Below are 8777 nucleotides of genomic sequence, written 5' to 3' on the forward strand. Positions count from 1 at the left end.
CATCGCTCTTGGCCAGCCGGCCCAGCAATACAAACAGCAACTCATCGTTGCGTAATGCCGGACGGCCACCCAAACGCTCGCGCAGCTGCGCCCAGCCTTGCAGATTAAGTCGCCGATCCAGCGCCTGTCCTAATAACGCTCCCAGCATGGCCCCCGGAATGCTGGCTATGGCAAAGCCCGCCCCGGCTCCAATCAGAGTCCCTGGCCACCACATATCAACGGCTCGCTTCTATCAAGGTTTCAACCTGCGCCAAACGTTCATGAGTCCCCACATCCACCCAGTGTCCCTTCAGGTGCTCGCCGCTGACCTGGCCCTCGGCCATGGCCTTGCGTAGCAGCGGTGCGAGTTTGAACGCGCCGTCCAGGCAACCCTCGAACAACCGCGGATGCAAGACGGCAATGCCGCTGTAGGTCAGTTTGTCGGCAGCCGCCCCGCCATCATGAATCTGTCCGTCGGCCAGGAGGAAATCGCCGCCCGGATGGTGTTCGGGATTATCCACCAGTACCAGGTGCGCCAAGCCGTCCAGAGGTCGGCGCAAGGCGCTGAAATCGTAATCGGTCCAGATGTCGCCGTTGACCACCAGGAACGCCTCGTCGCCCAACAACGGCAGGGCGCGGAAAATGCCACCGCCGGTTTCCAGCGGCTCACCTTCGGGCGAGAAATGAATGCTCACGCCAAAACGTGAACCGTCCCCTAGATAATCTTCGATTTGCTGACCGAGCCAGGCGTGATTGATCACAATGTCCTTGAACCCGGCCCGAACCAAGGCACGCAGATGGTATTCGATCAAGGGAACGCCGCCGGCACGAACCAGCGGCTTGGGCGTGGTGAGGGTCAAGGGCCGCATCCGCTCCCCTTTACCCGCCGCCAGGATCATCGCTTTCATGCCGTCGCTCCGGCCGACTGACGCAGGCTGGAGAGCAACTGATCCAGTTCCGCCAGTTCAGGGCGACGGGCAATGACCGCTTCTATATAGGCAAAGAAGCGCGGCACATCGCCCAGATAGCGCGGCTTGCCGTCGCGGTGGCAAATACGCGCGAAAATCCCGATGACCTTGAGATGGCGCTGCACGCCCATCAGGTCGCTGGCCCGCAGGAAATCCTCGAAGTCCGGCTGGACCGGGATGCCAAGCGCACCGGCCTGCTGCCAGTAATCCTCGAGCCAGCCACGCACGCGCTCCTCGGGCCAACTGAGAAAGGCATCCTTGAACAGACACGTGACGTCATAGGTCACCGGGCCGTAGACCGCATCCTGAAAGTCCAGTACGCCGGGGTTCGGTTCGCTGAGCATCAGGTTGCGCGGCATGTAGTCGCGATGAACCAGCACTTTCGGCTGAGCCAGCGCGCTGTTGATCAGCAGGTCGCTGGCCTGCTGCCAGAGCGTTTGTTGAGCAGCATCGAATTCGATACCCAGCTCATGCTTGACGTACCACTCAGGAAACAGCTCCAGTTCCCGACGCAGCAAAGCGACGTCGTAGCTGGGCAGTGGCGCGACCATCGGCAGTTGCTGGAAAGCCAGCAGGGCCTGGAGGGCGTCACGGAATAATGGGTCGGCATTGTCGCCGTCGATCACATCCAGATACGTCTGATTGCCCAGGTCATTGAGCAAAAGAAAACCGCGCTCAAGGTCTTCGGCATAAATTTTTGGCACGTTGATGCCGGATTTAGCCAGCAAAAAAGCAATGTCCACGAAGGGTTTGCAGTTTTCCTGGGGCGGTGGCGCATCCATCACGATCAAACTGCGGCCCTCGCCTTCCCAGCGGAAATAACGGCGAAAACTCGCGTCGCTGCTGGCCGCAGTCAACGTGGCCGGGGGTACGGCGCCCCAGCCCTGCTGAACAAAAAGGATCGGCAGCTGCTCATCGAGCCAAACTTTCAGGTGTTGCAGGCGTACATCTTGGTCAGGCATTGCAAGGGTCTCCGACGGCGCTAGCCGTCAAGCGGGTCATGCTTTATTATCCAGCATCTTTTTCAGACCATCGAGAGGCGTGCGGCCCACACCGCGGGCAGATGGCACGCAGGAAGCCCGGACTAATAAGATGGCATTGAAATCCCCCGCGTTTCGTAAAAAATTTCCGTTGCTGGTCACCGGCAGTCTGCTGGCCCTGCAACCCTTGGCCTCTTCATTCGTCGTCGCGGCAGAGCAGTATGACTGCTCCGTCTCCGCTTCGGGTGCCTGGGACTGTTCGCCCAAGACGCCGGCTGCTGCATTGCCGCCACGTCCGGTGCATGACGGCAGTGCGGTTTCCGCCAGCGGCGAGGCCCCGGCCGACAGCAGCTCGGGCGAAGAAGCCGGCGACAAGCCCGTGCTCGTCACCGAAGCCAAAGGCCGCGGCCTGAAGTCTCGCAGTGCGGACTACAGTCACCTGGACTGGGTTCCACGGGAGAACCTCACCCCTGCCCAATTGGCCGAAACCGGTCCTTATTGCGCCGGCGCCTATATCGAGCCCGTTCGTCCTGGCATGAATGACAAGACGGACAAAAGCGACGCTCCGACCTTCCTTGGCGCCAAAGCATCGCGCTACCAGCAGGAAGAGCAGGTGGCAACGCTGGCCGGCGACGTGGTCATGCGTCAAGGCAGCATGCAGGTCGAGGCCGACGAGGCCAACCTGTACCAGGCTGAAAACCGCGGCGAGCTGAGCGGCAACGTGCGCGTTCGCGATAACGGTGCGCTCATCGTCGGCGACCACGCCGATGTGCAGTTGGACACTGGCGAAGCCAAGGTCGACAACGCCGAATACGTGATGCACAAGTCGCGCATCCGCGGTAACGCGCTGTACGCCAAGCGTGCTGAAAACGCGATCATCCGCCTCAAGGACGGTACGTACACCACGTGCGAGCCGGGCAGCAACGCCTGGACGCTCAAGGGCAACAACATCACCCTGAACCCGGCTACCGGCTTCGGCACTGCCACCAACGTGACGCTGCGGGTCAAGGACTTCCCGGTCCTGTATACGCCGTACATCTATTTCCCGATCGATGACCGCCGCCAGTCCGGCTTCCTGCCGCCGACCATCGGCACCGGCAGCGATACCGGCTTTTTGCTGGTCACCCCGTATTACTTCAACCTGGCACCCAACTACGATGCCACGTTGTACCCACGTTACATGAGCAAGCGCGGCCTGTTGATGGAAGGCGAATTCCGCTACCTGACCAAGTCCAGCGAAGGTCAGTTCGGTGCGGCGTACCTCAACGATGAAGAGGACGAACGTAGCAAGCAGTCCGACTACAGTAAGACCCGTTACATGTACAACTGGCAGCACAAGGGCGGGCTCGACTCGCGCGTGCTGACGGAAGTCGACTACACCAAGATCAGCGACCCTTATTACTTCCAGGATCTGGAGTCCGACCAGATTGGTGTCGAGTCCAATGACTATGTAAACCAGCAGGGCGCCGTCAGCTATCGGGGTGACAACTACGTTGCACGTGTGAATGCCCAGGCTTACCAGATGGCGACGATTTCGAAGATCACGCCGTATAACCGCCTGCCGCAGATCACCTTCAACGGCGAACTGCCGCAGCACCCGTATGGTCTGGATTTCGCCTACAAGACGGAACTGGTGCGGTTTGATCGGGATTTGCGGACCGGTAACTATACTGATAAAGACGGGAACTCCGACGAGGCATGGCTGGACACCAACGTTCGCGGCCTGGCACGGGCTAACGGCAATCGCCTGAACCTGGCGCCGGTTGTGAGCCTACCAATGGAAGCAAGCTATGGCTTCATCAAGCCGTCGCTTAAATACCAGTACACCCAATACGATCTGGACCTGGATGGCACGGGCAAGTCGCAAATTGCCGCACAGTCTGCCGAGGCTGATCGCCTGCGGGGTACTTATAGTGGCAGCCAGAGCCGCGGCGTCCCAATCGCCAGCATCGACAGCGGTCTGTACTTCGACCGGGACACCCAGTGGTTTGGCAGTAACTACCGTCAAACCCTGGAGCCGCGCCTGTTCTACCTCTATGTTCCGGAGAAAGATCAGAGCGACATCCCGGTTTTCGACACTGGCGAATCCACCTTCAGCTACTCCTCGCTGTTCCGGGACAACCGTTTCTCCGGCTCCGACCGTGTCGGCGACGAGAACAAACTCTCCCTGGGCGTGACCAGCCGCTGGATCCAGGAAAACGGTTTCGAGCGCCAGCGTGTCAGCGTTGGCCAGGCCTTTTACTTCAAGGACCGCGAAGTTCAACTGCCAGGCATCGACTTCAACACGCGTGAAGATGCCAAGTCAGACGTATCTCCTTATGCACTGGAGTACGAATTCCGCTGGAACCGCGATTGGCGAACCACGGCTACCTACAACTGGGACCCGGACACCCGCAGCCCCCGCTCGGGCAGCGCGATGTTCCACTACCAGCCTGAAGACAACCCGAACAAGGTCATCAACGCCGGTTACCGCTACCGCAACGACCAGGTGCGCTACGACCAGACTACTGGCCAATGGTCCGTGGGTGGTGGCGACTATGGCACTCCGGGCACTCCGGGCTACGTGAAGGACTACTACAAGATCCAGCAGCACGACTTCTCGGTCATCTGGCCGGTCGTGCCGCAGTGGAATCTCATCAGCCGCTGGCAGTATGACTACAACCGCAACCGTACCCTGGAAGCCTTCGGTGGTTTCGAATACGACAATTGCTGCTGGAAACTGCGCCTGATCAACCGTTACTGGGTCGACTATGAAGAGTTCACTCAAGCCGCCCCGGAAAACGAGAAGGGCGACCATGGCATCTTCCTCCAAATTGTCCTGAAGGGACTCGGCGGCCTCACCGGCGCCAAGGTAGAGAGCTTCCTCGACAAAGGCATCCAAGGTTATCGTGAACGTGAAGACCAAGCTTTCTGATTGTCTGCGCCCGCTGATGCTGGGCGCGCTGTTCCTGGGTACCGCGGCCAACGCCGCGGTACAGCCCATCGACAAAGTGGTGGCTATCGTCGACAACGACGTGGTCATGCAAAGCCAGTTGGACCAGCGCGTCCATGAAGTGCAGCAGACCATCGCCAAGCGCGGTGGTGGCCTGCCGCCTCCGGGCGTACTGGATCAACAAGTGCTCGAACGCCTGATCGTCGAAAACCTGCAATTGCAGATTGGCGAACGCTCGGGCATCCGCATCACTGATGAAGAATTGAACCAGGCCGTCGGCACCATTGCCCAGCGCAACAACATGAGCGTCGATCAGTTCCGCGCCGCCCTGGCTCGCGACGGCCTCTCTTACGAGGACGCTCGCGATCAGATCCGCCGCGAGATGATCATCAGCCGTGTGCGCCAGCGTCGTGTAGCCGAACGCATCCAGGTGTCCGAGCAGGAAGTGAAAAACTTCCTCGCCTCCGATCTGGGCAAGATGCAGCTTTCCGAGGAACTGCACCTGGCGAACATCCTGGTTCCTACCCCGGAAAGCGCCAACTCCGAAGCCATCCAGAATGCTTACCGCCAGGCGATGGACATCTACCAGCAGCTCAAGCAAGGCGCCGACTTCGGTCAGATGGCCATTGCCAGGTCTGGCAGTGACAACGCCCTGGAAGGTGGTGATATGGGCTGGCGCAAAGCCGCCCAATTGCCCCCTCCGTTCGATCGCGAACTGAGCAGCATGGCCGTGGGTGACATCACCCAACCAGCCCGCACGCCCGGCGGCTTCATTATCCTCAAGCTGTTGGAAAAGCGCGGTGGCGGTGCTCAGGTGCGTGACGAAGTGCATGTTCGTCATATCCTGATCAAGCCAAGCGAGATCCGCAGCGAAGCCGAGACCCAGCGTCTGGCGCAAAAGCTTTATGAGCGCATCGAAGCGGGTGAAGATTTCGCCGAGCTGGCCAAGAGCTTCTCGGAAGACCCGGGTTCAGCCCTCAACGGCGGCGACCTGAACTGGGTTGACCCGAACGCACTGGTGCCCGAGTTCCGCCAGGTGATGGCCGAGACACCACAAGGCCAGTTGTCCAAGCCGTTCAAGAGCCCTTATGGCTGGCACGTACTGGAAGTCCTCGGCCGCCGCGCCACCGACAGCACCACCCAGGCTCGTGAACAACAGGCGATGACCGTGCTGCGCAACCGCAAATACGACGAAGAGCTGCAAACCTGGCTGCGTCAGATTCGCGATGAAGCCTACGTCGAAATCAAACTCCCTGGTGCAGACCAGGCAGCGCAGTGAAACCCAAGCGTTTCGCGCTGACACCCGGCGAGCCTGCCGGCATCGGTCCCGACCTGTGCCTGCTGCTCGCCTCGCAACCCCAGCCACATCCCCTGATAGCCATCACCAGCCGCGACCTGCTCCTCGAGCGGGCTGCGCAGCTGGGGGTGGTCGTCGACCTGCTGCTGGTGACACCGGGAGCCTGGCCGGATGTCCCGGCACCCGCCAACAGCCTGTATGTCTGGGATACGCCACTGGGCGCCCCGGTGGTTACCGGGCAACTGGACAAGACCAACGCGGCATTCGTCCTGCAAACCCTGACCCGCGCTGGCCAGGGCTGCCTGGACGGGAGTTTCGCCGGCATGATCACCGCTCCGGTGCACAAGGGCGTGATCAACGAATCCGGGATTGCCTTTTCCGGGCATACCGAGTTCCTGGCGGACCTGACCCACACCACGCAGGTGGTAATGATGCTCGCCACCCGCGGCCTGCGCGTGGCACTGGTGACCACGCACCTGCCCTTGCGGGACGTCGCCGATGCCATCACCCCGCAACGCCTGGAGCGGGTCACGCGGATATTGCACGCCGACCTGCAGGAAAAGTTCGGCATCGCCCGGCCCCGTATCCTGGTGTGCGGGCTCAACCCCCATGCCGGTGAAGGCGGACATCTGGGCCATGAAGAAATCGACACCATAGAACCCACCTTGGAGCGCTTGCGCAGCGAGGGCATGGACCTGCGTGGCCCGCTGCCTGCCGACACTCTGTTCACCCCCAAATATCTGGAGCACTGCGACGCGGTGCTGGCGATGTACCACGATCAGGGCCTGCCCGTACTGAAGTACAAAGGCTTCGGCGCGGCAGTCAACGTAACCCTGGGCCTGCCGATCATCCGCACATCGGTGGACCATGGCACCGCCCTGGACCTGGCCGGCAGTGGCAGGATCGATACCGGCAGCCTGCAGGTCGCCTTGGAAACCGCCTACCAGATGGCCGAGACCCATTTATGACCGAGCAATACCAACACCGCGCGCGTAAGCGCTTCGGCCAGAACTTCCTGCATGACGCTGGCGTAATCGATCGCATCCTGCGCTCCATCAATGCCAAACCCGACGATCGCCTGCTGGAGATTGGCCCGGGCCAGGGCGCGCTGACCGAAGGCCTGCTCGGCAGCGGTGCGCAACTGGATGTGGTGGAACTGGACAAGGATCTGATCCCGATCCTCAACCAGCAGTTCGCTGGCATGAGCAATTTCAACCTGCACCAGGGCGACGCGCTGAAGTTTGACTTCAATAGCCTGGAGGCTGCGCCCAATAGCCTGCGGGTGGTGGGGAATCTGCCGTACAACATCTCCACGCCGCTGATCTTTCATCTGCTGAGCAACGCTGGCCTGATCCGCGACATGCACTTCATGTTGCAAAAAGAGGTGGTCGAACGGCTCGCTGCTGGCCCTGGCGGCGGTGACTGGGGTCGCCTGTCGATCATGGTTCAGTACCATTGCCGGGTCGAACATCTGTTCAACGTAGGCCCTGGGGCATTCAACCCGCCCCCCAAAGTCGACTCGGCCATCGTCCGCCTGGTACCCCATGCCGTCCTGCCGCACCCGGCCAAGGATCATCGCCTGCTGGAGCGCGTCGTACGCGAAGCTTTCAATCAGCGTCGCAAAACCCTGCGCAACACCCTGAAGCTATTGCTCAGCAGCGCCGAAATCGAAGCCGCCGGCGTTGACGGCAGCCTGCGTCCCGAGCAATTGGACCTGGCGGCGTTCGTGCGCCTGGCCGACAAACTCAGCGAACAGGTAACGCCCAAAGCCGACGCCATCTGACAAGCTCATCGCTATCGGGTGGGACGTCTGGTCTACTACCCGATACATGGCCTAGACTGATCTTCTCAGCTACGCCCGCGTCCCGCTTCGCTTTTAAGGCCTTTTTGCATGTCCGATCTTCGTTATCAGGTCGACGTCAGCGTCGCCACCCGCTTTCTGGCAGAACAGTCGCAACCTGAGCACAACCGTTTCGCCTTCGCCTATACCATTACCGTGAGCAACAACGGCTCATTGCCAGCCCGCCTGCTATCACGCCACTGGGTCATCACCGACGGCGATGGTCATGTTGAGCACGTGCGGGGCGAGGGTGTGGTCGGTCAGCAACCGCTGATCGACGCTGGAAAAAGCCACAGCTACAGCAGCGGGACGGTGATGACGACCAAGGTCGGCACCATGCAGGGCACGTACCAGATGCTGGCGGAGGACGGCACGCGTTTCGACGCGATCATCAAGCCGTTTCGCCTGGCGGTACCCGGAGCCCTGCACTGATGGCGACGTATGCGGTCGGCGATCTGCAAGGTTGCCTGGACCCGCTCAAATGCCTGCTGGAACGGGTCGCCTTCGACCCACAGAAAGACACGCTGTGGCTGGTGGGCGATCTGGTCAATCGCGGCCCACAATCGCTTGAGACCTTGCGCTTTCTCTACAACATCCGCGATTCGCTGGTCTGCGTGCTCGGTAATCACGACCTGCACCTGCTGGCCGCCTGGCAGAACATCGAGCGCCTGAAAAAATCCGATACCTTGAGCGAGATCCTCGATGCTCCCGATTGCGTCGAGCTGCTGGAATGGCTGCGCCTGCAAAAGCTCATGCACTACGACGAGCAGCGCAACCTGGC

Annotated in this window: 8 protein-coding genes and 1 pseudogene; 6 read left to right on the forward strand and 3 right to left on the reverse strand. The window is 60.8% G+C overall.

Translation table 11 applies throughout. The features are described 5' to 3' along the window. The 3 genes and pseudogenes from GSM73_RS27850 to GSM73_RS22935 form a co-directional block, all read right to left on the reverse strand. Nucleotides 1–214, reverse strand: a pseudogene (locus tag GSM73_RS27850) (molecular chaperone DjlA); the annotation flags it as partial. A 1-nt stretch (nucleotide 215) separates the two neighbouring features. Then, nucleotides 216–887 carry an N-acetylmuramate alpha-1-phosphate uridylyltransferase MurU gene (gene murU / locus GSM73_RS22930; protein ID WP_047228067.1) on the reverse strand — a complete coding sequence of 224 codons (672 nt, stop codon included), beginning with the start codon at nucleotides 885–887 and terminating at the stop codon, nucleotides 216–218. Further along, entirely contained in the window at nucleotides 884–1909 is a 1026-nt protein-coding gene (locus GSM73_RS22935; protein WP_160893918.1) for an aminoglycoside phosphotransferase family protein, read from the reverse strand. Before GSM73_RS22935 ends, murU begins: the two co-directional genes overlap by 4 nt. A gap of 130 nt (nucleotides 1910–2039) precedes the next feature. Here GSM73_RS22935 and GSM73_RS22940 point away from each other — a divergent pair, with 130 nt between their 5' ends. From GSM73_RS22940 to GSM73_RS27855, 6 genes are all read left to right on the forward strand, one after another. Further along, complete coding sequence (locus GSM73_RS22940) at nucleotides 2040–4841, forward strand: LPS-assembly protein LptD (protein WP_160893920.1); 2802 nt, start codon at nucleotides 2040–2042, stop codon at nucleotides 4839–4841. Further along, nucleotides 4822–6138, forward strand: a complete 1317-nt coding sequence (surA, locus tag GSM73_RS22945) for a peptidylprolyl isomerase SurA (protein WP_155417177.1) — start codon at nucleotides 4822–4824, stop codon at nucleotides 6136–6138. The genes GSM73_RS22940 and surA overlap by 20 nt, the downstream gene beginning before the upstream one ends. Continuing rightward, nucleotides 6135–7124, forward strand: coding sequence for a 4-hydroxythreonine-4-phosphate dehydrogenase PdxA (gene pdxA, locus GSM73_RS22950; protein WP_160893922.1), 990 nt, complete (start codon nucleotides 6135–6137; stop codon nucleotides 7122–7124). The genes surA and pdxA overlap by 4 nt, the downstream gene beginning before the upstream one ends. Further along, nucleotides 7121–7939: a 16S rRNA (adenine(1518)-N(6)/adenine(1519)-N(6))-dimethyltransferase RsmA gene (gene rsmA, locus GSM73_RS22955; RefSeq protein WP_047228071.1), complete on the forward strand. Its 819-nt coding sequence runs from the start codon at nucleotides 7121–7123 to the stop codon at nucleotides 7937–7939. The genes pdxA and rsmA overlap by 4 nt, the downstream gene beginning before the upstream one ends. Before the next feature lie 108 nt (nucleotides 7940–8047). Next, nucleotides 8048–8428 (forward strand): Co2+/Mg2+ efflux protein ApaG, encoded by a 381-nt coding sequence (gene apaG, locus GSM73_RS22960; RefSeq protein ID WP_047228072.1) that lies wholly within the window; start codon nucleotides 8048–8050, stop codon nucleotides 8426–8428. Then, nucleotides 8428–8777: symmetrical bis(5'-nucleosyl)-tetraphosphatase (locus GSM73_RS27855; protein WP_256677082.1), on the forward strand; the 350-nt coding region annotated here is incomplete at its 3' end. The genes apaG and GSM73_RS27855, both read left to right, overlap by 1 nt.

This window comes from Pseudomonas sp. PICF6 (assembly GCF_009831705.1).
GTDB classification, from domain to species: domain Bacteria; phylum Pseudomonadota; class Gammaproteobacteria; order Pseudomonadales; family Pseudomonadaceae; genus Aquipseudomonas; species Aquipseudomonas rhizophila.

What these genes read in the sequence shown, in the direction of transcription:
- murU (WP_047228067.1), bottom strand. Translation starts at nt 887, where the DNA reads ATGAAAGCGATGATCCTGGCGGCGGGTAAAGGGGAGCGGATGCGGCCC.
- GSM73_RS22935 (WP_160893918.1), bottom strand. Translation starts at nt 1,909, where the DNA reads ATGCCTGACCAAGATGTACGCCTGCAACACCTGAAAGTTTGGCTCGAT.
- GSM73_RS22940 (WP_160893920.1), top strand. Translation starts at nt 2,040, where the DNA reads ATGGCATTGAAATCCCCCGCGTTTCGTAAAAAATTTCCGTTGCTGGTC.
- rsmA (WP_047228071.1), top strand. Translation starts at nt 7,121, where the DNA reads ATGACCGAGCAATACCAACACCGCGCGCGTAAGCGCTTCGGCCAGAAC.
- apaG (WP_047228072.1), top strand. Translation starts at nt 8,048, where the DNA reads ATGTCCGATCTTCGTTATCAGGTCGACGTCAGCGTCGCCACCCGCTTT.